Annotated in this window: 23 protein-coding genes; 5 read left to right on the top strand and 18 right to left on the bottom strand. The window is 55.0% G+C overall.

What is annotated here, in order from left to right; genetic code table 11:
- The 9 genes from NNN71_RS16430 to NNN71_RS16390 form a co-directional block, all read right to left on the bottom strand.
- Positions 1 to 282, bottom strand: a 282-nt coding sequence (locus tag NNN71_RS16430; protein ID WP_271458928.1) for a type II toxin-antitoxin system RelE/ParE family toxin, incomplete at its 3' end; no start/stop codon positions are given.
- Positions 272 to 517: a CopG family ribbon-helix-helix protein gene (locus tag NNN71_RS16425; protein WP_049095376.1), complete on the bottom strand. Its 246-nt coding sequence runs from the start codon at positions 515 to 517 to the stop codon at positions 272 to 274. The genes NNN71_RS16425 and NNN71_RS16430, both read right to left, overlap by 11 nt.
- A gap of 65 nt (positions 518 to 582) precedes the next feature.
- On the bottom strand, positions 583 to 1,215 hold the full coding sequence (locus NNN71_RS16420; protein ID WP_271458927.1) for a DUF4400 domain-containing protein: 633 nt from the start codon (positions 1,213 to 1,215) through the stop codon (positions 583 to 585).
- Positions 1,212 to 3,230: a type IV conjugative transfer system coupling protein TraD gene (traD, locus tag NNN71_RS16415; RefSeq protein ID WP_271458926.1), complete on the bottom strand. Its 2,019-nt coding sequence runs from the start codon at positions 3,228 to 3,230 to the stop codon at positions 1,212 to 1,214. The genes NNN71_RS16420 and traD overlap by 4 nt, the downstream gene beginning before the upstream one ends.
- Positions 3,227 to 3,745, bottom strand: coding sequence for a transglycosylase SLT domain-containing protein (locus tag NNN71_RS16410; RefSeq protein WP_271458925.1), 519 nt, complete (start codon positions 3,743 to 3,745; stop codon positions 3,227 to 3,229). The genes traD and NNN71_RS16410 overlap by 4 nt, the downstream gene beginning before the upstream one ends.
- Positions 3,724 to 4,398, bottom strand: a complete 675-nt coding sequence (locus tag NNN71_RS16405; RefSeq protein WP_221914667.1) for a TIGR03759 family integrating conjugative element protein — start codon at positions 4,396 to 4,398, stop codon at positions 3,724 to 3,726. The genes NNN71_RS16410 and NNN71_RS16405 overlap by 22 nt, the downstream gene beginning before the upstream one ends.
- Before the next feature lie 3 nt (positions 4,399 to 4,401).
- Positions 4,402 to 5,061, bottom strand: coding sequence for a PFGI-1 class ICE element type IV pilus protein PilL2 (gene pilL2 / locus NNN71_RS16400; RefSeq protein WP_271458924.1), 660 nt, complete (start codon positions 5,059 to 5,061; stop codon positions 4,402 to 4,404).
- Positions 5,062 to 5,172: 111 nt separating this feature from the next.
- On the bottom strand, positions 5,173 to 5,556 hold the full coding sequence (locus NNN71_RS16395) for a hypothetical protein (protein ID WP_271458923.1): 384 nt from the start codon (positions 5,554 to 5,556) through the stop codon (positions 5,173 to 5,175).
- A 70-nt stretch (positions 5,557 to 5,626) separates the two neighbouring features.
- A complete protein-coding gene (locus tag NNN71_RS16390; RefSeq protein WP_001728505.1) occupies positions 5,627 to 6,070 on the bottom strand; it encodes an STY4534 family ICE replication protein in 444 nt (147 codons plus the stop codon).
- 388 nt (positions 6,071 to 6,458) lie between these two features.
- On the opposite strand from NNN71_RS16390, the gene NNN71_RS16385 reads away from it, so the two are divergent.
- Positions 6,459 to 6,929 carry an Hsp20 family protein gene (locus NNN71_RS16385; protein ID WP_080340068.1) on the top strand — a complete coding sequence of 157 codons (471 nt, stop codon included), beginning with the start codon at positions 6,459 to 6,461 and terminating at the stop codon, positions 6,927 to 6,929.
- Positions 6,930 to 6,976: 47 nt separating this feature from the next.
- On the opposite strand, the gene NNN71_RS16380 is transcribed toward NNN71_RS16385, so the two are convergent.
- From NNN71_RS16380 to NNN71_RS16340, 9 genes are all read right to left on the bottom strand, one after another.
- Positions 6,977 to 8,803: a DNA topoisomerase III gene (locus NNN71_RS16380; protein ID WP_271458922.1), complete on the bottom strand. Its 1,827-nt coding sequence runs from the start codon at positions 8,801 to 8,803 to the stop codon at positions 6,977 to 6,979.
- A gap of 191 nt (positions 8,804 to 8,994) precedes the next feature.
- Complete coding sequence (locus NNN71_RS16375; protein WP_271458921.1) at positions 8,995 to 9,420, bottom strand: DUF3158 family protein; 426 nt, start codon at positions 9,418 to 9,420, stop codon at positions 8,995 to 8,997.
- Positions 9,410 to 10,021 carry a PFL_4669 family integrating conjugative element protein gene (locus NNN71_RS16370; protein WP_047050496.1) on the bottom strand — a complete coding sequence of 204 codons (612 nt, stop codon included), beginning with the start codon at positions 10,019 to 10,021 and terminating at the stop codon, positions 9,410 to 9,412. The genes NNN71_RS16375 and NNN71_RS16370 overlap by 11 nt, the downstream gene beginning before the upstream one ends.
- Positions 10,022 to 10,180: 159 nt before the next feature.
- On the bottom strand, positions 10,181 to 11,020 hold the full coding sequence (locus NNN71_RS16365) for an STY4528 family pathogenicity island replication protein (protein WP_271458920.1): 840 nt from the start codon (positions 11,018 to 11,020) through the stop codon (positions 10,181 to 10,183).
- Entirely contained in the window at positions 11,010 to 11,567 is a 558-nt protein-coding gene (locus NNN71_RS16360; protein ID WP_032670637.1) for a DUF2857 domain-containing protein, read from the bottom strand. The genes NNN71_RS16365 and NNN71_RS16360 overlap by 11 nt, the downstream gene beginning before the upstream one ends.
- Positions 11,551 to 12,834 carry a ParB family protein gene (locus NNN71_RS16355; protein ID WP_271458919.1) on the bottom strand — a complete coding sequence of 428 codons (1,284 nt, stop codon included), beginning with the start codon at positions 12,832 to 12,834 and terminating at the stop codon, positions 11,551 to 11,553. The genes NNN71_RS16360 and NNN71_RS16355 overlap by 17 nt, the downstream gene beginning before the upstream one ends.
- A gap of 16 nt (positions 12,835 to 12,850) precedes the next feature.
- A complete protein-coding gene (locus tag NNN71_RS16350; protein ID WP_001561320.1) occupies positions 12,851 to 13,045 on the bottom strand; it encodes a helix-turn-helix transcriptional regulator in 195 nt (64 codons plus the stop codon).
- 138 nt (positions 13,046 to 13,183) lie between these two features.
- The gene (locus NNN71_RS16345) at positions 13,184 to 14,074 is read right to left on the bottom strand and encodes a hypothetical protein (RefSeq protein ID WP_271458918.1); all 891 of its coding nucleotides are present in this window, start codon (positions 14,072 to 14,074) and stop codon (positions 13,184 to 13,186) included.
- Positions 14,075 to 14,398: 324 nt separating this feature from the next.
- Complete coding sequence (locus NNN71_RS16340) at positions 14,399 to 14,800, bottom strand: hypothetical protein (RefSeq protein WP_271458917.1); 402 nt, start codon at positions 14,798 to 14,800, stop codon at positions 14,399 to 14,401.
- Between the two features lie 215 nt (positions 14,801 to 15,015).
- Here NNN71_RS16340 and NNN71_RS16335 point away from each other — a divergent pair, with 215 nt between their 5' ends.
- From NNN71_RS16335 to pglX, 4 genes are all read left to right on the top strand, one after another.
- Positions 15,016 to 15,633 (top strand): DUF1819 family protein, encoded by a 618-nt coding sequence (locus tag NNN71_RS16335; protein WP_271458916.1) that lies wholly within the window; start codon positions 15,016 to 15,018, stop codon positions 15,631 to 15,633.
- Positions 15,630 to 16,232 carry a DUF1788 domain-containing protein gene (locus NNN71_RS16330; protein ID WP_271458915.1) on the top strand — a complete coding sequence of 201 codons (603 nt, stop codon included), beginning with the start codon at positions 15,630 to 15,632 and terminating at the stop codon, positions 16,230 to 16,232. Before NNN71_RS16335 ends, NNN71_RS16330 begins: the two co-directional genes overlap by 4 nt.
- Before the next feature lie 12 nt (positions 16,233 to 16,244).
- Positions 16,245 to 19,859: a BREX system P-loop protein BrxC gene (brxC, locus tag NNN71_RS16325; RefSeq protein ID WP_271458914.1), complete on the top strand. Its 3,615-nt coding sequence runs from the start codon at positions 16,245 to 16,247 to the stop codon at positions 19,857 to 19,859.
- A 48-nt stretch (positions 19,860 to 19,907) separates the two neighbouring features.
- Positions 19,908 to 22,363 (top strand): BREX-1 system adenine-specific DNA-methyltransferase PglX (pglX, locus tag NNN71_RS16320; protein WP_271458913.1); only part of this gene is annotated, 2,456 nt, incomplete at its 3' end.

The following is a 22,363-nucleotide window of genomic DNA, read 5'->3' as shown; positions in this document are numbered from 1 at the left end:
CCATTTCGTCGGGATCCTTCTATGGGTATGAAACACCCGTAAAACCTGAATTGTGTTATTTCGTACTCGATAGGGAATGATATAAGGGTAATTATGAAGAATGAGTTCACGTGTTTCAGGTACCCTTCCTTCCCGGCCCATAGCGGGTTGCTCTTTGAGCAGTTGCGTAAGTCGCCAGACTTCGTTCACAAACCGTTCCGCAGCCTGCGGATCGTCTTCAGCAATATACCGGAACTCAGCTTCGAGATTGGCAATGGCTTTACGTAGCCACTTAATTTCCATCTGGCTTTACTCCCAGACGTTGAAACAGGTTATCCACCTCATCTGAAGTGGCAAAATCACCGGCATCAGCCTCCTGAATGGCCTGCTCAATCTCTGCAACTTGCCAGGCTTCCCGGGCAACATAATCTTCAATTGCCTGATTTGCCAGCCAGGACTTTGAGCGTCCGGTCGCTTTTGATAATGCTTCCAGTTGCGTGGAAAGATTGTTGTTTAAACGGACTGACATTACGCCCATATTGATGGCCTCATACACATGTATACACTGTATACATTGTAGTGAGGTGCGATTTTTTGAGCAACTTATAACCACCGTTTAAAACTCCCTGCTGCCATCCATACCGTTATCCCGGACCATAAAGCGGTGGGCAGTAAAATCAGCATTGCGGGCAGAAACAGCGGCTGTGCCAGATAAAACACCCACAGCGCTGTGGCGACTGAACTGCCGGACCTGATGACGTAGCTGTGGAGAAAAATGGATTCCAGCCCGGAGCCAAACCGTCTTAAATCCCGCTGCACCGGACCCTCTATCAGCCCGATTAACACGCACAGACAGAGCAGGGGGAACGTGGCGACCAGCCACGTCAGGCGCAGCATAAAACTGACCAGTGTATAAGCCAGAATGGTGAGTGGTTTTTGAATGAGTCTGTTGGTTATAAGCATGTGAGGTGCCTTATTCTCCAGCAGCATCACAATTTTTTCTCCCTGTGGATGCGACTGTAACGCAAGAACCAGTTCAGTATGCTCCTGCTTCATCACCTGAAAAACATGCCTGTCCGCCTCCTGCGGCCACCAGAAATAGAGCCCCGCCAGTTCCAGCACCACCCGCAACATCAGCGCGCCAATAACCAGCCCGATGAGCCGCCCGGTCATTGACAGCAGCCAGCCAATCGGTCCTTGTAGCGGACGTGACGGAGGCGGTCGCTGTTCGCTCATTCTACCTGCCCCTGCTGGCGCGCCTGCATCCATGCCGCCAGTTGCGCGATGGACTTCGGTAGTGAGCGGTGCTTATCCGCCACGGGCAAAGGCAGACGAATTTTCCATAACTGACCGCCTTCGAGCAGGGCAAAAGCCTGGCCTTTGGGAAGCAGGATCAGCGCGGCAGTATCGAGCAGCGGTACATTGCGGGTGGTTACCTGTTCGCGGGTGTTGCTGGTAAAGCTGTTGATGCCGCCCGGCGTGTCGGTGACGCCGGAGCTAACCTGACGGCTGCGCACTTCCACCTGCGGCAGTTGCTTCGTCAATAGTTCGGCGGTGGTGGTTTCGCGCACCCGCAGCATAATCAGGTTGTTGAAATTGCCGACCACCTGGCCTGCTTTGGGCGCGCTACCGAGGCGGGCCTGAATATCACTCAACGTCTGGGTATAGGCGGTGACCTGAATGCCCGCGCCGCCGCCCTTGTTGACCAGCGGGATAAACTCCTCGCCCATCAGTTCATTAAACTCATCGCAATGCAGGTTGATGGGCGACGGTTTTTCGCTATTGCCGGGCAGTCCATCATTGAGGCCAAATTTATACAGATGCCCGGCGACGCTCACCAGATCGGCAAACATCGAATTGCCGACGGCGGCAGCGACCACCGCATCAGACAGCGCATCCAGCCCGACATAGACCACCGCCTTCTGGCGGATCGCCTGCTGCCAGTCGAGGATCGGACGCGTGTCGTCCAGGTCGTGGTAGTCAGGAGCGAGCAGGGCGGAGAGCGTGCCTGTGGTCAGCTTTTCCAGCAGCGGCAGCAGCGAGGCGACAATCTTGTCGAAGTAGGTTTTGTCATAGCGCACCGCTGAGAGCAGGCCGTCGAGGATCGGATCGTATAATTTTTCCGCGTTGAGGTACTGCTCCAGCGCCACCACGTGAGGATCGCGGCCCAGCATATGGCGCGGCGTGTTTTTGTCGTTAACGCGCTCCGCCAGTTGCGCCACCACTTCCCATGCCCGCGCGTTGTGACGCGGCAGCACGATGCGGGCATAGTCGATAAATAGGGCGTCGATATTGACGACGTGGCGGGAGATCAACTGGTAATCGGGGCGCTGGCCGAGCGCCACCAGGGTGCGGGCGATGATGCTGACAAAGCGCCAGGCGAACTCGCGAAAGGCCGCCGAGTTGCCTTCGCCTGAAAGCTGTCCGGTGAGGCGCGACGCCACTTCCGAGATGCGGCCAAAGCGCCCGATGGCGTTATAACGGGCGGAGATCTCCGGGTAGGCCAGATGGAACAGGATAAAGCGGTCTCCGCGTCCGGCGCGTTGCGCTTCTGTCCACAGACGCTTCAGCAGATCCGCATCACCTTTCGGATCAAAGACGATCACCACCTCACCGCGGCGGATGTCCTGAGTGGCAAGCAGTTCCGCCAGCCGAGTTTTGCCGACGCGAGTGGTACCGAGCACCAGCGTGTGGCCGGGGCGTTCACTGAGCGGCAGGGTGACGTCGCACTCTTTAAGTTCCACCCCATGCAACCACGGATTGCCGCCGACGGGTGGCAGCGGACGTACGGGATTCAGCCAGTGGTCGATACTGAGCAGATGGGCAAGATTGGGAAGGGGATGTTCGCTGCGTTTTTCGATGTGCCTTGCCAGACGGTAGCACCATCCGGGGCGCAGCCAGTGTGCAGCTTCCGGTTGCAGGCAGTCGTACAGCCGTTGGGTGTGGATGGGTAGCCAGCGAAAGCCTTTACCGAGAAACAGCCGCTGCCGGCTGACCGGGATTTTCCGGCTGGTGAGCGCGTAGCGCGGCAGGCGCAGGAGGTTGCGGTGGTAGCGCACGATGTGCCAGCCCTGCCAGCCGCGTCGCAGGGCCAGCAGAATCAGGGCACCGGCCATCAGGCGGGCCTGCCACGGCGTCAGCATCAGCAGCGGGGCTTGCATCAGGCAGATTAATACACCACAGCCAGCGGTGACGGTGCTGTAAAACTCCACGGGCGGGCGCAGCAGCGCTTCCAGCGCGTAGCGGCTCATGGCGGTGCGGCCCGTTGCAGGTGGCGGCTGATCAGCTTGCGGTAGCGTGCAGCGGGCGCGCCGCCCGCAGGACGGTGATAGCGGGCGGCGGCATTGAGCCAGCTTCCGGGACGTTCATCGTAGCGCTGATGCAGCAGGCGGGCGGTGAGCGACAGGTTCTGCAGGGGATGCAGGGCGTCGCACGGAGAAGCAAAATACGCCCGGTGCCAGCCGATATTGATTTGCCCGAGCCCCACGTCAATGCGCTTCGCACTGGTGCGGCGGATGGCGGCCAGCAGCGCCTGACAGGCCTGCTCCCGGCTGGCGTAGCGGTAGCCGGTACCTTTGATATTGAGCGTCCACGGCCACGGGCGATGTTTGCCACTCAGGTTCGCCCCGCTTTCGGTCTGTGTGACGGCCCACAGCAGTTCCGGCGGTACGCGGAAATGCTCTGCGGCGCGCAGATAAGCCTCTGGCAGAGGCTGCGCCAGCGCCAGACAGGGCAGCAGCAGGATCAGGGCAGGACCTCGCGCCATTGCTCCCCCTTACGTTCCAGCGCCACCGGGATTTTGCTCTGGCCCAGCAGCAGCCAGCGGCCCGCGTCGTGGTTAAGCGTGATGTTGTGCTCACTCACCAGTTTTGCATCAATGCCATGCGCCATCGCCCAGCGGCGCACCCGGTTATCATCGCCTTCGCTGTTGACCAGCCAGATATCCAGCGGACGCTGTTGCGCCAGCAGGGTACGCAGCAGGCTGTCACAGGGTGGGCAGTCATCTTTAACGAATAGTGAAACGCGGGAAGTGCTGGCGGAGGTGGTTTTCAGCGGCGTCAGGCCCGGATACAGGCGCTGCCAGGCCGCGTCATAGGCACGCTGGAAGGCGAGTTCTTTCTCCAGCCGCAGGTACTCCTGCCTGACCAGCAGTTCGGCGAAGCGCTGACGTTCGTGGTCAGTGTCGGCTTCGACGCCCAACGTGGTCAACGGATCGAGTCCCGGCGACCAGACGCCGCGCGCCTGCTGTTTCAGCGTGAGATAGCGCTGCCACTCTTCCGGCGTGACGCCCCAGACGGTGGCCTGCTGCTGCGTGGTCAGCGGTCTGGGAGCAGAGTCCGCGTTCTGGCTGGTCTGCACCTGAAGCGGTTGCGCCAGCACGCTGGCGGTGAACAGTAACAGGATAATCAGGCGTTTCATCGCTTACTCCGGTACTTTCAGCGTCAGCTGGCGTTTACCGTGGCGGAATATGGCCCGGCGCTCATCAAACCGCTCCAGCCGCCAGCCATGCCACTGTTCTCCCCTGCGCAGCCACACCACCTGATGGAGGTAAACAGCCTCCAGTGGCACTATCACCGCCAGGCGGATATCGCCACGCTGTATGGTCCCGGCGAGAAAAAACGGGGCCGTTAACGGCCCCAAAGGGCGGAGGGACACGGGATGACGGTAAGCCACCGTCGAGGGGAGGGAATGGTCGCTGGCGAAACAGACTTCACGGCGGTTTTCGTCGGTGGTCATCCGCCACGCCGGGCCCGCCAGCAGTTGCAGAGAGGCCTTCAGGCGCAGCGGGCCGGTGTTGTACTGGCTCAGCGGTAATGGGAGCCCATAAAGCTGCGCCCGGCGCGCATCGGCAAGACACAGAGACCAGCCGCTGTCGCGCAGCAGGTATTGCAACGCTTCCCCTACCATCGGGTGAAAACCTGGCGGAACAGACAGGGCGGTAAGCTGTTCGAGTGGCGGCAGTTGCGGTGACGTGCTGACCAGCAGATAGCGGTCGTAGCGGACGACTTCTGGCGTTGCAGGGGAGGCGGCGGCCACGCCGTTGAAAATGAACAGGAGCAGGGCTATTAATAGTCGTTTCATCGTATCCTCCACAGAGCTTTGACAGGAGCGTGCTGGATGAGAGGGCTGGGGACTATCGACAACTGTTTGCGGCGTCAAAAAATAGCGCCCGGTTCCGGGCGCAAAATCAGATCAGTAAGGGAATCTTTCCCCCATCAGCCCCAGCGTGGCGGCGACCGGGATGCCTTCCTCAGAAAAATGAACGCGTAACGTCAGCCTGACGGTTTGCTGCTGCGTGCTGCCGTTAGTTTTTTGCGTCAGCACCCAGCGGTAGTCGATACGAATGGTGCGCTGCGGCGGTTGGTGAGAGATAAAGGCCACTACCGCTGCCATTTCAACACCTTTCAGCAAGTCCCTGATGGCGTTGTCATTCCGGTCTTCAAGACAGTGCTTGTGGGCTGGAAGGGTAATGGCCAGATCCAGCGGCAAGCCAGCGTCCAGCGCCTCGTCATCAAGGTTAATCAGTTTGCCCCGGTCAAGGGCTTCTTCACGTGAGTTCAATACGGTATTCATCATGCGTCTCTCCGGTAAAAGGCCAGGGAAACGCCCCGGCGGGGAATTTCCCCGGCAGGGTGAATGCTGTGCGTCAGAACTGCGGTACAGGCTCTGCTGGCGGTGCGGCTGGCGCTGGCTGGGATTCTGCTTCGCGTTCTGCCCGGTAAACTTCTTCACCGTCAATTTTGATGAGCCCGATGTGCAACAGATGGGCTTTCAGGCTGACGCCGGTTTCGCCTTTACGGTCGCCTTTGCTGTAGACAAAGGTGTCGGCATACAGATCGCCGAGGCGGAACTGGATCAGTACCTTGCGCTTCTGCTCACAGGCGTCGATACAGCGGCGCACCAGTTTCTGCGCTTCCTTGCCGCTGACGCGGCAGTCGAACCAGGTGTGTTCTGCGTTGCTGGCTTCGCCCCGTAGTGCGGCAATGTCGCAACACAGGAACGGTTCGCCTTTTTTCGGGGTCACTTCCCGGATCCGGTTGAGGTAGCCCAGACCGCTGGTGTACAGGTTGAAGTAGTGGGTATCGTTCATGGTGGTATCTCCGTGTTGAAAGGTGCGGAGGCCCCATGCGCGGGGATGCCCCGCTTCGGGTTTGGCTCATGGGCTGCAAGGCCTCTGAGTTACTGGCAGTACGGGCATTCCGCGCTGTGCGCCTCCGCGTTTCAGGAATGCATGGCGGACTTTGGTGATAACGGCATTAACAGCAACAGCTTTCGGGGTGAGAGAACAGCGAGATTTGTTATCGGTGGCTGAATAATTTCCGTGACAGGCTGGGCGCATAATGTGTGATTTACATCACAAAACTGCGCTTCGGTGAGTTGAAATATTGTTCAGTAACCTCATATAGAAAGCGGGTAAGGGACACCTGCCCATAAGACATGAACTTTTTGAATATTCTTTTTTACTGTTCAGGAGGTACATGATGACTCTCAGAACTTTTCCCATGTTGCACGATCTCTCCGACTCTCTGTTTGCGGACCGTTTTAACCGTATCGATCGCCTCTTTAGCCAGCTAACCGGCAGTACGCCGTTGCCCTCCACGCCTTCTTACAATATCCGGCGGCTGGGCGATAACCGCTATGAACTGACGCTCAGCGTACCGGGCTGGAAAGAGAGTGAACTGGAAATTGAAACCGTCGGCGGTCAGCTGAACATCAGCGGTAAACGTGAAGAGGAGAAAACCGAAAACGGCGAAGAAGGGTGGATCCATCGGGGTATCAGCCGCAGCGACTTCCGGGCCAGCTATAGTCTGCCAGAGCATGTGAAAGTGACCGGCGCTTCGCTGGAAAACGGCTTGCTGGCAATTGAATTACACCAGGATATCCCGGAAGAAGAGAAACCGCAGCGCATCGCCATCAACAACAACCCGGCGATTGAACACAAGCCGTAACCGTTGACTGACGCTGTTTTCACGCCCGGCAAACGCCGGGCGTTTTGCTAACCTGATGGGGCGATTTTCTGGCCTCTGACTATTTGAGCCGTGAGCGTTGTAACGGCCTCTTGCTGCTGCACCAGGAACGCTTCCAGCCCCATTTTCCCCGTCGCAATGTCATCCAGCATCTGCTCCCATAGCGCAGTGGTGCCCGGATCTTTCAGCGTTTCCGGCAGGGCGTCAATCAGTGTGCTGGCGGTATCCGTGGCCAGCAGAAAGCGGCGTTGCTTAATCAGATAACCGCGCTTAAGGAGAGTCTGGATAATCCCGGCGCGGGTGGCTTCGGTGCCGATGCCTGCGTTCTCTTTCAGCCGCTGTTTCAGGCGCTCATCGCTGACAAAACGGGCGGAATTTTTCATCGCGGCAATCAGCGTCCCTTCCGTGTAGTGCTCCGGCGGTTGCGTCTGACGGGCACGAACGTCCACCTGTTCCACCTCGCAGGTCTGTCCCTGTTGCAGAGCGGGAAGTGCCTGCGTTTCTTCCGGTGAGTGCGTTGCCATCTCGCGTAAAAACAGTTGTCGCCAGCCGCTGACAATCACCACTGAGCCACGGGCAGTCAGCGTTTCCCCGGCGCAGTTCAGGCGCAGGTCGGTTTTATCCACCTCATGGTCCGGCAGAAACTGCGCCAGAAAATGGCTGCGTACCAGACCGTAGACCTTGCGCTCGCTGTCGTTCATCTGCGTCAGATCTACCGTTTTACGGGTCGGGATGATGCCGTGGTGAGCGGTGATTTTGCTGTCGTCCCACAGCCGGGAGCGCTGCTGCAGATTCAGTTGCGTGGCGAGGGGCTGAAGTGAGGTGTCGCTGGCAACGAGCGCGGCCAGCACCTGCGGCGCTTCAGCATGCATCGAGAGCGGCAGCCAGCCACAGTCGGTGCGCGGATAGGTGGTGGCTTTATGGGTCTCATACAGGCGCTGGGCGATATCCAGTACCTCCTGTGCGCCCATGCCCCACTGTTTTGAGCAGGTCTGCTGCAGGGCGCTGAGGGTGAAGGCCTGCGGTGGCGGCGTTTTCTCCCGTCGGGTGGTCACATCCAGCACCAGCGCTGTTCCAGCCTGTTGCAGGCGTGCAGTGGCCTCGCGGGCGGCAGATTCTCGGATGCAGCGTCCTTCATCGTCGCAGTACGCACCATCGGGTTGCCACTGTGCAAGGAAAGATGCTCCTTCAGCATGCAGTCGGGCATCTACCCGCCACCAGGGGCGGGGAGTGAAACGAGCGATCTCCTGGTCGCGCTCCACCACCAGGCGTAAGGTTGGCGTCTGCACCCGGCCCACGGAGAGCACGCCTTTGTGCCGCCGGTTCATTAGCGTGCAGGCGCGGGTCATGTTGATGCCGACCAGCCAGTCGGCGCGGGCGCGCGCCAGTCCGGCCTGGTACAGCGGAAATGTGCTGTCGCCGGGTCGCAGCGCAACAAGCGCCTTGTGGATACTGGCCTCATCCAGCGCCGACAGCCACAGCCGCTGGACCGGACCGCGCCAGCGGCATTGTTCCAGAATTTCACGGGCGATGGTTTCGCCTTCGCGATCGGCGTCGGTGGCAATCACCACTGCATCCGCCTGTTTCAGCAGCTTCTCGATGATGCGGAACTGCTTGCGCACCTCCGGGCGGATCACCAGCCGCCATGCCGGGGGAATAAACGGCAGATGCTCTGCCCGCCAGTGTTTCAGCGCCGGATCATAATCCTCCGGCGCGGCCATGCTCAGCAGATGGCCGAAGCACCAGGTGATAGTCACGGTATCGTTATGCAGGTAGCCGTCGCTGCGGTTACGGGCGTCAAGAATGCGGGCGATATCGCGCGCCTGAGAGGGTTTTTCGCACAGGTAAAGTTGCATGGACTGTCTCCGGTGAAAGGGAGTTCAGCATGGTGTGCCGGAGGGATGAGGCGACAGGGGAAACTGGAGGGAGAAGGTAAAAATTGCACTTTAAAACGCGTATTAAGCGGATAGTGCCTGCTTTTAGGTGCATGAGATGGGTTTAAAATTTTCGCTAAAGTGACACTCAGGGTTTAACTTTGCGCAAAATTTTAAACCAGCGTGGTTAACAGTTGTATCCGCCGCAGCATAAACATCACCACCGAAAGCTGCGTATTTAGTACCTGCCGCTGCCATTCGAGCGCCATCAGCGCATCGCGCAGTTCATCGCTCGTGTCCGGCTGTTGAATGGCCTCCTGCAACGCCACGCTCCCCGAACGGTTGTTGTCCAGATTACGCCAGTGCAGATAGCTGACGCCGGAGCGCGCCGGGTTGCTGCACAGGATCAGCGGTACGTTACGCCCCGGCAATTCATACACCGCCAGTTTCAGCATCGGCTGGCGTAGTTGCAGCTGCACGCGCAGCGCCTGTAATTCCTGCACCAGCGCTCGCAGTTCTCCCTTACCCTTAAAGGCCTTTAAAAGGCCCTTTAGCGAGCTTTTGCGGGCGGAGCGTTCATCATCATCGTCATTGAACATCGCGCTGTATCTCCGCAAGCATCTTTTTGGGCAAATTCCCGAGCTTATGCGCCATCGTCTGCGCCAGCGGACTGTTCGCCCGCACGTCAGCGCGGGTCACACCGGTGGTGCGAAAGCGGTTCACGAAGCTGAAGACCTGGAGCATCAGGCGTGGGATGGTGGCAATGAAATCGCGCTTCTCCGCCTGGGTGATAAGGCCGAGGTGCCAGGCAAGCAGGGTGCGGCGGACCAGCAGATCGTAATCAATCAACTGTTGCAGCAGGCGTGAACCGGGCGGTGAGAACAGCGCCAGCGGCAGGATGAATTCGGTCGGGGATGGGTTACTGACCTGCGTGGTGTGGATAGCGCCCGGCAGGCTGGCGAAAGCTTGGTCCAGCCGACGGTTTTTTTGCTTCAGCAGGTGCGCGATCAGGTTCAGGCGGATGCGCAGTTGCTTCAGCCAGTGGGCGGCCCACGGATCGTCGGCCTCTTCGGCGCGCAGCAGTCGCCTGAGTAACGCCAGGCAGAGCAGCATGCCGGTGGGATGTGCCTGCCACAGCCGGGCGGCGACGCGGGTGTGCAGGGTGATGCGGATATCGCTGAACAGGGTTGTGCCAGGCATTGCAAATTCTCCATGGATTCAGATGCCCGCAGTGTCGGTCCGCGCAATGAGTCAGGCGACGGGAAACCCATCTGGTTCGCAGAAAGTTTATTTCGCCGATGAATGAGGTTTGATTGATAGCTGGTACACCGGCTTTATGCGTTGTGCATAAAATAGGGACTATCTGCGCCTGCGTCGAAGCTGATTGAACTCGCCCCGTCTGGCCTTCTCCAGCGTTGCCAGCAGATAGGCGAGGGGGCGGTGGATATCGTGGGCGGCGATCCGCCACAGACAGTCGTCCAGCACCTGTTGGCAGAGAGCGGGATCCAGATTGCGCATCGCGCGTTCGGCGGCGCGGCGCTCGCTGGCGCTGAAGGGATTATCCACAGGCCAGTGCAGGTCTGGCGTACGCTTTTGATGTTTATTGTTTAAATCTGTACCAGTATGTACGCAATGCGGCTCCGGCTGCCCGCCAGCCCCCGCCACATCACTGAGTCTTCGATTAAGACCAGGGGCGGTCTTCAATGGAGACTCAGTGCAGGTTCGTCCACTGTCCACAGGTTGTTGCAGGGTGAGCAGTAACCCGATGGCAATGGTGCGGATACGCCGGTTGCGGTGGCGGGAACAGGCCGTAAGCAGCGCCAGATATTCGCTGTCCATCCGGCAGGCATCAGCATGAGTCAGTGGCGCATCATGCAGGGCGTAGAGGTTGCCGGTGATCCTGCCGCTTTGCTCGTCGCGCAGTCGCTGGCACAGGCTCAGCCAGCTGGTGATCCGCAACATCATCAGCGCGTTGCTGACGGTACTGCGCGAGGCCTTCTCGCCCTCAGGCTGGTCAGAGAGCCAGCCCTGCAGGTCGTTGTAGGAGGGAAAGACGCCGCTGCCGTCGTCGCGGGCGTGCAGGCGCAGCAGTTGCCACGTGAACTTGTCGCGCGGGGAGAGGTTGCGCGCCAGCAGCAGGCGCTTTGGCACGCTCTGCTGCGGATTGCCGAGAAACAGCAGCCGATCGTCACTCTTCATGCAGCAGCTTCTCCTGAGTCCACTGGCGCAGCAGGTTCCAGATAACCGTCAGCGACAGATCGTGTTCGCGGGCCATTGCCATCATGGCGGTCAGCGCTTCGGGTGAGTCGAGCTTGTTCACGCCCGTCTTCTGCCACTCATTCCATACCAGCGTTTCCACCTGCTCATCCGGAGCATTGTTGCGCCCTTGCCGGACAAACAGGCCAATCAGCCGCCGCCGGGCGCAGACTTCCGGCGTGGAAAGACCAAAGTAGTGGTTGATGAACTCGATGGATGCGCCCAGCGACAGGGCTTCCTCCAGACGCTGCTGGAACAGCCGCTCCTGCTCCATCCTCGCCAGCATCCGGCCCAGCATCTCGTGGTCAATGTGGGTGGTGATGAACTGCACCGCGCTGTTGCTGAGAAACAGGATGTCGTCGGCGGTGAGCCGCGTCAGCTCACACAGCTCCTGCGGGCTGAAGCCCAGCGATTCGCAGTAGCGGATCTGTCCCTCCTTCAGCGCCTGGACGATGTGGGTGAGCACTGCCTGGTTAACTGAGGGCGTCATGGCGAACCTCCCGCAGCCGCCGCTGGCGGCACAGGCTGATAAGCTGCATCAGTTGCTGGATCTGAGTGTTGTCGTAGTCCGGCGACAGCAACAATTCGAGGGCGGGCATCGGTGTGCTGGTGTTGCCATTCAGGGCCGCCAGCACCTGGTAACAGCGCTGTGCCGCCGAATGGGGAAAATCTTGGCAGGGCGCTAGGGTGAAACCGGCCGGAGCGCTGTCGTCCGGCTGGATACAGGTGTCCAGCCCCCAGTTGGCGAACAGCGACCGGGCCGTATGCACCAGCGGCGAGGGCTTTGGCTCGCCGGGCACAGCGGGTTCAGTCGGTGGCTCAGGCTCTGGTAGTGGTGCTTTTTCCGCTTCCGGCGGTGGCGGCCAGAGGACCTTTTCGACCGGGGGCCCCAGCAGCGCCTGCCGCTTGCTCTGTCCATCGGTCAGTTCCGCCAGCAACGTATTCCAGCTCATGCCGCTGCGACAGCTCATCTCGCCGAGCAGTTCGTCCTGCACCAGTTGCGGTACCACGGCTTCCGGCTCGCCGTTGAAAGTGGCGAGGGCGGTGCTGAACAGGTCGGCAAATTCTGGCTGGCGTTCCAGCGGCATCAGCTTTGCCCAGACCTGTTCCGCCGCGCTGCGTAGCGCCAGCAGGCGATCGATAACCTTACGGGTGAGGCCGCCGTATAGCGCGTTAGGGATGCAGGGCAGCAGCCAGTCGACGGTCTGTAACATCCAGCTGATTTGCGACTGGCTGACGGGATAGCCGTCGCGGGTCAGTTGCTCCGCCAGCGCCAGCTGCGTCGGGCATTCAATGCCTGCCTCGAGGTAAAGATCGCGCAGGTGCAGGACTCCTTCCGCCCGTTCGATAAACATCAATCCGTTATGCAGGTCGCTTTCGGCCAGATGGCCGATCAGGCACTGTACTTCGCCCTGCTGAGGTGACAGTGTTTCCGGCCACGGTCTGAACGGCCAGCAGACGCGGTGGTAACGCTCATCCTGTGTCTCCTGCCACAGTTCATTAAGGATGGCGAGGCGCGTATTCCCGCCGCTGGCGAGCATATATTTTTCATCACCGGGGCGACGGGTCAACACCGGCGGGTTATCCAGCCCGCGGGCGAGAATTGACGCTTTCAGTACGTCATAGCCGGGGTTGCGGGTGACACGGGGATTGAGAGAGAACGGCTGGATTTGCTCCAGACTGACCTGGACCATCTCCTGTTCTCCGGTATTGTTGACGCCGTGAAGCCAGCGGTTGAGCAGGTGTGAAGCGCACATAATCTTCCTCCGGCATTCAGACATCGCGGGTAAGCCGGATGCGCTGGTGGATCCAGGCATCCACCTCGCTTTCCAGCCAGGCGACGTGGCGGCTGTTGAGTCGGATGGACGGCGGAAACTGTTGCAGCTGGATTTGCCGGTAAATCCACGATTTACCGAAGCCGATTTTGTCTTCCACCTGGCGTAAGCGTAAAAATCTGTCGCTATTCATAACCATTCCTCCTGTGTCCAGATTCGTTCACATCAGCACGATGGGCGTGGTTATCAAAGCAGCAGCGTCCCTGCCAGGCAGTAAAAATCCTTATCCGGGGTAGTGAGAGTTGTTAGTTGAAAGGGTTAGTTGATCGCGTTACGGCGGTGCGCCGCGCTGGAGGGCGGTTTTCAACGTCTCGCCACTCAGCGGCAGGTGCATACCATCCTCACGCGCCCAGCATTCGAAAATGTTCAGCAGTTTGTAGGGATGCTCCAGCATTTCATCGTCCAGTTGTGGGTTGTGCTTGCAGGCCAGCCACAGCAAACGGGAAAGCGCGGAGGTGATCCGCTCCTTTGATTCCGGCTGATGACGGGTCAGGAAGGCTTCGAGATGAGTGCGGCGGATGACGAACAGTGCGTCAGGAGGCAGCGTGCCCTGCAGGTAGCAGACGGACAGACTGAGCCGGGATTTAAGGTCATTGCGACCATTGCCATACAGCTGGCCAATCAGCAGATGAAGCTCTTCCTGGAGGTTGTTTTGTGTGGCGAGCAGTTCCAGCAAAAGCTCCCGTAGCGATTTGCGGCAACAGAGTTGGTAGTAGCTGTCGTTCTCATCGCAGACCACAATGCCAATCTGGTTGCAGCAGTGGGTATCTTTGGGGCAAGGACTATTCAACGTTTTCGCCAGTTGCTGGTGGAGCAGCAGGCGCTCAAGGCCGATTAACGGCAAATTCCACAGATGGCTGGTGGTCAGTTGCAGAGTCGGGTCGCGTCGGCATGGCGGAGAGTTCGCCATCACTTTGCGGTTGCCGGGTTTGTTGCACTGCGAAGGCGGAAAGGGGGGGTTACTGAATCGGCAGGCAAAGTGGCAAGGAGGATTGAGTGGTCTCAGAAGTACGGGAGAAGGGAAGTAGACCGAGAGAGGCAGATCGCCGTGCAGGGCATGGCGGATCAGGTCGGCGGGCAGCAACGTGATGTTGTGCTGCCGGATGACTTCTGCGGCCTCGTCCAGCGTCAGCCACTCCTGGCGGATTTTGTGTGGGGGCATGGAGTTTTCCTTTTTGTGTTGTGGGTTGCGTGTAGTGCTTGTTGATGGTGAAAACCGGTGTGAGATGTTTTTGCTAAAACAACTAACCTGATCAGTTTAGTTAACGATCTTTTCAGACATAATCTGGGAGATATCTGCTCTGATCAGTTAATGGTTAATGTGCGGCTCCTGTAATGAGTTACAACAGGATCACTGATGGGTATTGGAGGGGGATTACTTTATTGCTGCTGTGATACGTCATATAAAACATATAAAGTTTTTTGAAAACATAATATTAACTTGTGTTGGTAGGGGCATTTTTAAAACCACTTGGTAGGAGCATCGTTACCATTTCCCCTTATGTGCATGAGCATGATCCAACTTGAGCGGCATAGCATCCGCGTGTCCAAAGCTACGGTTGAACGCTGTAAGATGGCAAGGTGTACAAAGATGCACTTTTCCATAGTTACTGTCGGCATATGCCCGGATTGGGCTAATGTAACTGTGACATTCAGCACAGTAATGTTTTTCGGTGACGATTTTTCCCCTCCGGACTTTTAGTATCAGCGGACCGTGCTCGCCGCTAACGAGATTATCGTAATCGCTGGTCGCAATATTAAAGCGAGTCGGTTTCCCATGTCGTTTAGCAGAAGAGTCGGTCTTTTGTTGGTGAGTTCCTAATGCTTTAAGGATTTTTTTCTGGGGGTAAGGTGATAAGACAAATCCCGGATTATTGGCTTTCGACATCCTAGCTTACCTTCAGTTACTTTTCTTAAACTCACTCAGTGTGAGGCCTTCGTGAAGGCATCAAACCGGAAACTGCGCTCTAAATCTATGATCAGGATCACTCGATAATCATCATCAATAAATCACCCATTTGTTCTGATCCTAACCATGGCATATCACCTGCATGCCGATTACAATCATTACTTGATTTTTGCGAGCAGCATTCCGGATTTTTGATGACAAACACCATGATAAAAAATGACAAACGCTGGATTGGCGATCTGCTGGGCGGTTCGTTGATGGTCCGAGAGAGCCGAACCATTGCTGAACTGTTGCTTTCTGAACCAGATGAAGCGACCTGGCAGCAGCAAATAATCAATGAAAATATTCTTCAGGCTTCCTCCACAAGCACTGCAAATCGTTATGCCCGAACCTTAAGGCTGCGATTAATGACCCTGGATCGGGGGGGCTGGAAACTGATTGCTGATGGCAGTGAAAGCGAACGTCTACAAATGCTGTTGGTTGCATTGATGATACAGTCTCCAGTTGTTGCGGAGTTTATTGCTGAAGTTGTAAATCCGGCTCGTCAACAGTTTAAAGAAAAACTTGGTATGAACTGCTGGAGTGAATTTGTGGATGAGAATCTACGATTGCACCCGGAGCTGGCTGCTTTCTCTGATTCATCTATCCAAAAGATGGGTAACAATCTGATTAAGGCTCTGGCAGAAGCTGGTTACCTGGATAGCCCACGCCGCCGCAATTTACAAAACGTTTTCCTTCTACCAGATGTTGCAACGGCCTTGCATCGTTTAAATAAAGCCGAACTGCTCCCTATTCTGGAGGGTAACGTATGAATGACTCGATCCTTGAATATCGATTAAAACAGTTAGAAGAACGTATCGGCGACGACCGTTTTTTAAAAAACCAAGGTTCCGGCAATGAGATTGGCTTCTGGATCTTTGACTATCCGGCAAAGCAAGAGCTTCAGGTCCGCGAATACCTTCACTTTTTATTCAAAAAACTGGATAAAAAGTACACCTATAAAACGCTAAATATCTTCCAGGTCATCATCGATATGCTGGAAGAACGTAAGCTCTTTGACCGTATCTGCCAGCGAGAGCCTGAACTTGGCCTGGAAACACTGAAAAAGCATCTGGCAGCCCCACTAAGCCAGAAAAAAATCGCGGAATATATTGCGCGCACGGTCGATCTCCCTGCTCAGCAATTTGTCATCCTGACGGGGCTCGGTAACGCCTGGCCGTTAGTTCGTGGTCATGAGCTTATGAGCGCACTTCAGGACGTGATGGGGTTTACACCACTCCTCATGTTCTATCCAGGCACCTACAGTGGATATGATCTTTCTCCACTCTCAGGCATTAACTCGCGTAACTATTACCGTGCCTTCAGACTGGTACCCGAAACCGGACCGGCGGCGACTTTGACTCCTCGTTAAAAGACGACAGCAATGAATATTGAACAAATTTTTGAGAAACCGCTAAAACGTAATATTAACGGCGTGGTTAAAGCCGAGCAGACCGACGACGAAAGCGCCTGGATAGAACTGGATGAGTACGTCATTACTCGGGAGCTCGATGGTCACCTGCGTCAGTTCTTTGAAGTCTATGCCCCAGCTACTGGACCAGGCAGATTACAGCTTGCCGACAAAATGGGCGTCTGGGTTTCAGGCTTCTTTGGGTCCGGTAAATCACACTTCATTAAGATCCTTTCCTATCTGCTGGCGAACCGAGAAGTTAGCCACAATGGCGTCACGCGTAATGCGCTCTCCTTCTTTGAAGAGAAAATTGATGATGCACTGCTATTGGCCGATATTCGGAAATCGGTTCAGCATCCGACTGATGTCGTTCTATTCAATATTGACTCACGTGCGAATGTTGAAGATGGCGTGGATGCCATCCTCAAAGTCTTTCTGAAAGTTTTTAACGAACTGGCTGGTTATTGTGGGGACTTCCCGCATATTGCACACCTGGAACGTGAGCTCGATAAGCGTGGACAGTTTGATACCTTTAAAGCCGCCTTTGCGGATATTACTGGCTCTCGTTGGGAAGATGAACGTGATGTTTATCTGATGATAAACGATCAGATGGCTCAGGCGCTGAGTGTTGCTACAGGCCAGAGTGAAGAGTCTTCTCGCCAGTGGATCGAGCAACTTGATAAGAACTTCCCACTGGATATCAAAAATTTCTGTACGTGGGTTAAAGAGTGGCTGGATAGTCAAGGCAACCGCAACATTCTGTTTATGGTCGATGAAGTTGGGCAGTTCATTGGTAAAGATGCCCAGATGATGCTGAAGCTGCAAACCATCACCGAAAACCTGGGCGTTATTTGCGGTGGACGCGCATGGGTGATTGTGACCTCCCAGGCCGACATTAATGCCGCCATTGGCGGTATGAGCAGTCGCGACGGTCAGGATTTCTCCAAGATTCAGGGGCGTTTCTCAACGCGCTTACAACTCTCCAGCTCGAATACCTCAGAAGTTATTCAGAAACGTCTGCTGGTGAAAACAGAAGCGGCAATACCGGCGCTGGAAGCTGTCTGGCAGGAAAAAGGCGATATTTTGCGTAACCAGTTGGCGTTCGACACGACAACCACGGCTACGCTGCGTGCCTATACCAACAGTCGCGAGTTCGTGGATAACTATCCGTTTGTGCCGTGGCATTACCAGATCCTGCAAAAGGTCTTTGAATCAATCCGAACCAAAGGGGCCGCAGGTAAACAGCTGGCAATGGGTGAGCGTTCTCTTCTGGATGCCTTCCAGTCGGCAGCAGTCCAGATTTCTGCAGATGGACTGGATAGCCTGGTCCCGTTCTGGCGTTTCTACTCTGCGATTGAAAGCTTCCTGGAACCTGCGGTTAGCCGCACTATCATTCAGGCCTGCCAGTCTCCGTCACTGACGGAGTTTGACGGCAAACTACTAAAGACGCTGTTCCTGATCCGCTACGTCGATGTGCTGAAAAGTACTCTCGACAATCTCGTCACGCTCTCTATTGAGCGTATTGATACTGATAAAGTGGAACTCCGTCGACAGATTGAAGCCAGTCTTAATCGTCTGCAGGCTGAGATGCTGATCTCGCGTATTGATGACAAATTTGTTTTTCTCACTAACGAAGAAAAAGAGATTGAAAACGAAATCCGCAATATTGACGTGGAATTCACCACCATCAATAAGCAGCTCTCAACGATCATTTTCGAAGAGATCCTGAAAAACAAAAGATATCGCTATCCGGCCAATAAGCAGGATTTTGATATCAGTCGTTTTTGTAACGGACATCCGTTGGATGGTGCGAATCTTAACGATCTGGTGGTTAAGGTGCTCACGCCCCTGGACTCGAACTACGAGAGCTATAAGGGTGCGCATTCTAATAGTCTGCTGATGACGGACAGTAAGGACTGCATCTTAATTTGTCTGCCTGATGAGGCTCGTACCTGGCAAGACCTGACCATGTACGCGCAGACCAAAGCCTTCCTTAGCAAGCAAAGCGGACAGCGTCCGGAACAGGCAACGCTGTTGGCAGAAAAAGGCCGTGAAAATGGCATGCGCGAAAAAACGCTGAAGGCGCAGATCGAAGGCTTGCTGGCTCAGGCTGATGTCTGGGCGCTGGGCGAACGGCTGGATAAGAAATCCTCTTCGCCGTTAGCTATCGTGGATGCAGCCTGCGGTTACGTTATCGAGAACAGTTTCTCTAAACTAAAATTGCTGCGTCTTAGTACCGGAGACGTAAATCGTGAAACTCACGCGCTGTTGACAGTAGAAAATGATACCCAGCTCGATCTCGGGGATATGGAAGAATCCAACCCAGAGGCGATGCGTGAAGTGGATAACTGGATCAGTATGAGTATTGAGACTCACAAGCCAGTTTATCTGCGGGATATCCTTACCACTTTTGGCCGTCGCCCATTTGGCTGGCCGGAAGATGAAGTCAAATTGCTGGTGGCTCGGTTGGCACGCAGCGGTAAATATAGCTTCACTCTGCAAGGCAGTGAAATCGCACTGAAGCAAGCGTGGGACGCGTTTAATAATTCACGTCGTTACAGCGATTTGCGTCTGCATAAAGTTCGTCGCCATGACGAAGCACAGTTGACTAAAGCTGCGCAGCTGATGGCTGAGATTGCCGGAGAACCGTTTAACGAGCGTGAAGAACAGTCGTTGGTCTCTCATATTCGCGAACTCTTTGGCCGCTGGAAGAGCGAACTGACCGTTTTTAAAACTCGTGCAGAGAGTGGACAAAACCCTGGCCGTAAAGAGATAGAAGAAGGCCTGGTATTGCTGAACGGGATCCTTAACGAGAAAGAGGAATACGCGGTCATTGAAAAAATCACCACAGCGGCCGACGATCTTAAAGATTTCTCGGAAGACTGGGACGATTTGGTCAGCTTCTACAAAAACCAATACGCTACATGGCAGCGCTTGAGCACGGCGTTCAATGGAAGTTTTAAAGCTAACCGTAACGCGCTGGATAAAGACGAAACGGCCCAAAAGGCGTTGCAGGAGTTGGAAGGGATCTACAGTAAGGCACGACCTTACGGAGAGCTGCACCGGATTATTCCTCTGATTGAAACCGTTGAAACCATCAACCAGCGTCTGGTGGAAGAATACCGAAGCCATGCGCTGCAGCAGATAGATAACCATATCAATGAGCTGAAGCAAAGCATGCAGGAGATGCACGTCCCTGCTGACTTGCAGCACTCGCTTTTACACCCGATGCAGCAATCGCGTAAGAAAGTGGAGCAGAACGGCCTGATCCCACAGATTATGGAAGAACAGGCTGAGGTTCGGGCGCTACAATTCAAAGCAAACGAACGACTGAACGGCTGGGTTGAAGAACAGCGTAAGAAAGTGCCTGAACCAAAAACCGTCCTTCAGCCAGGGATTATCGATCCAATAGCTAAGCCTGAACCCAAGCTGAAAAAGACCATCTACGTGAACACGCGTAAAACGATGGAACGAGCTGCGGGTGTGACAACGCTGGATAACGCCGAACAGGTAGACAAAGCGCTGGAACAACTCCGTAAAACGCTAATGGATGCTATTAACGCAGGCGAACGCGTTCAGCTTCAGTAATTTCCCCATTTTCAGGGCAGATGTTGTCTGCCCTTTTCAGGACTTCACATGAATACGTCAAACATCAAAAAATACGCCCCGGTGGCACGTAAACAGTTCCGCGATGCGGTCATGCTAAAACTGACTACGCTGGGCATTGAAGCCGATAAAAAAGGCAACCTGCAAATTGCACAAGCAACCGATCTTGGCGACCAGGTTCGTTATGGTCAGTTCTCGCTGGATAAAGCACTGGCGTCACGCCGTGAGCGTCTGGTCAAGCGTGCAGAAAAGCAGGGCTACGACGTGCTTGTGGAGCACATCGCTTACACCTGGTTTAACCGCTTTTGCGCTATTCGCTATATGGAGCTGCATGGCTATCTTGATCACGGTTTCCGTATGCTGTCTCACCCGACGCTGGAAGGTGGTTTTGAGGTTCTGGATCATGTGCCGGAAGTGGCTGATGCTCTGGAGCTGGACAAAGCGCGCCTGGTGGAGATGAAGCTGGCGGGCGATCGTGACGAAGAGCTGTACCGCGAACTGCTACTGGCCCAGTGCCATGCATTGCACGGTGCAATGCCTTTCCTGTTCGAAGCGGTCAATGATGATATCGAACTGGTACTGCCGGATAACCTGACTCGTACCGACTCCATTCTGCGTGGGCTGGTAGATATTATTCCTGAGGAGGACTGGGAACAGGTCGAAGTGATTGGCTGGCTGTATCAGTTTTATATTTCCGAGAAAAAAGATGATGTGATCGGCAAGGTTGTGAAGAGCGAAGATATTCCTGCCGCTACCCAGCTGTTTACTCCGAACTGGATTGTGCAGTATCTGGTGCAGAACTCGGTGGGCCGCCAGTGGCTGCAAACCTACCCGGACTCGAGCCTGAAAGGTAAAATGGCGTACTACATTGAGCCAGCAGAACAGACGCCAGAAGTTCAGGCGCAGCTGGCAACAATCACCCCATCCAGCATTGAACCTGAAAGCATTAAAGTACTAGACCCAGCCTGTGGTTCCGGCCATATCCTGACTGAAGCCTATAACGTGTTGAAGGCGATTTACGAAGAGCGCGGCTACCGTACCCGTGATATCCCACAGCTGATTCTGGAAAATAATATCTTCGGTCTGGATATAGATGACCGTGCGGCGCAACTGTCTGGTTTTGCGATGCTGATGCTGGCGCGTCAGGACGATCGCCGTATTCTGGGCCGTGGCGTTCGCCTGAATATCGTTTCCCTGCAGGAAAGTAAACTGGATATTGCAGAACTGTGGACCAAGCTGAACTTCCACCAGCAGGTGCAGCGTGGCAGCATGGGAGATATGTTTGCAGAAGGTGCGGCACTGACCAATACCGACAGCGCGGAATATAAGCTGCTGATGCGAACGCTGGCATTGTTTACCAGCGCAAAAACGTTGGGATCGCTGATTCAGGTTTCACATGAAGATGAAGCGGCGCTGAAAGCGTTCCTGGATGGGTTGTATCGTCTGGCTGTTGAAGGGGATATTCAGCAGAAAGAAGCAGTGGCGGAGCTGATCCCGTATATTCAGCAGGCGTGGATTCTGGCGCAGCGTTATGATGCGGTGGTGGCAAACCCGCCGTATATGGGTGGGAAAGGAATGAATGGCGAACTGAAAGAGTTTGCAAAAAAACAATTCCCGGACAGCAAGTCAGATTTGTTTGCGATGTTTATGCAGCATGCATTTTCTTTGCTCAAAGAGAACGGCTTTAATGCGCAAGTGAATATGCAGTCATGGATGTTCCTGTCGAGCTATGAAGTGTTTCGTGGGTGGTTGCTGGATAATAAAACCCTTATAACCATGTCCCATCTTGGGGCACGAGCGTTTGGGCAGATTTCTGGGGAAGTGGTGCAGACTACGGCTTGGGTGATTAGTAACAATCATACTGAACGTTATCAGCCAGTATTTTTCCGCCTGATTGAAGGTAATGAAGAACAAAAACAAAACTCTTTGCTTAAACGGGACAATCATTTCAATAGAACGGCACAGAATGACTTCCAAAAAATCCCCGGTGCACCGATTGCATATTGGCTCAGCGAAAGTGAGGTTAATTTATTTGATAATAAAAAAATATCTCAAATTGCCTCAACACGCCTTGGAATGGCAACAGCGGATAATGAGCGTTTTTTACGTTTTTGGCATGAAGTTAATTTCGCGAATATCGGTTTTGATTTTACTGATCGTATTCAAGCTAAAGAATCCGGTCTGAAATGGTTCCCTTATCAGAAAGGTGGTGAATATAGAAAGTGGTACGGTAATCTTGATTATGTCGTAAATTGGTTCGACGATGGTCGGGAAATTCAAAATTTTACCGATGAAAAATCAGGAAAGGTACGTTCACATAACTATAATTTAGATTTTATATTTAAAAAAGGGATTACGTGGAACGCTCTATCCTCAAGCAAGACATCTGCAAGAGTCTCTGAGTCCTCATTATTTGATAATGCAGGGTCTTCGTTATTTGTTAATAATGAGGACCTTTACCTGCCTGTGTTAGCATTTATTAATAG

The sequence above is a fragment of the Kluyvera sp. Awk 3 genome (assembly GCF_028069715.1).
In the GTDB taxonomy this organism is placed as follows: domain Bacteria; phylum Pseudomonadota; class Gammaproteobacteria; order Enterobacterales; family Enterobacteriaceae; genus Kluyvera; species Kluyvera georgiana_A.
Note: the sequence above shows the minus strand (reverse complement) of the source record. Positions and strands in the feature narration are given on the sequence as shown.